This is a genomic window from Dellaglioa sp. CoH-57-MRSF-19, assembly GCF_056781975.1.
This window is the reverse complement of record NZ_JBXAXW010000063.1, coordinates 1-650: the sequence shown is the minus strand read 5'-3', so window position 1 is coordinate 650 and position 650 is coordinate 1. Positions and strand designations below refer to the sequence as shown.

1 protein-coding gene is annotated in these 650 nt (G+C 52.5%); it reads left to right on the top strand.

Annotated features, from left to right (window positions below):
* Positions 1 to 505 (top strand): FAD-dependent thymidylate synthase (locus tag AC1RO3_RS08200; RefSeq protein ID WP_481763961.1); only part of this gene is annotated, 505 nt, incomplete at its 5' end.
* Positions 506 to 650 lie beyond the last annotated feature (145 nt).

The window sequence follows — 650 nt, the reverse complement described above, 5'->3', positions numbered from 1 at the left end:
GCTTGAGGCGTTTACCAACATCAATGTGGTGGTCACGTCGAGTCAATGGGACAACTTCTTTGAGCTGCGTAATCACCCGGATGCCCAGCCCGAAATCAAAGATTTGGCTGAGACTATGCTTCGGGCCATGTCCGCAAGCAATCCGCGTATTGTCGATCCAAAGGACCTGAATGATGCTCGTGCGTGGCACCTGCCGTATGTGACAATGCAGGAGCGTCAGGCTCATCCCGTTCACGAGCTGATCGCGATGTCGGCTGCTCGTTGCGCCCGCGTCTCGTACCTGACGCATGACGGACAAAATCCTCTATTGGCCAAGGACCTTGAGTTGTATCGTCGTCTGGTCGAAAGTCGTCCGCTGCACGCCAGCCCTCTTGAACATCAGGCTATTGCAACTGCCTTCAACTATCCGTCGCAGAACCTGACTGGCGGCTGGATGCAGCATCGGACGTTGTTGGAAACCGCTGGCTCTATTGACGAGATGCACCGCCGAATGGGTGTGCTGTAGTATATTGTGCGCACGTTACCAGAAATTCCCAATTTAATACTAGCAATCGAGTGCTGGTTGTGTTATAGTATCAATAAGTATTGAATCGGAGGTTTTATGGGGCGTCCACGCGCAGCACTTGAAGATGTGCGCAGAATTTTTACGG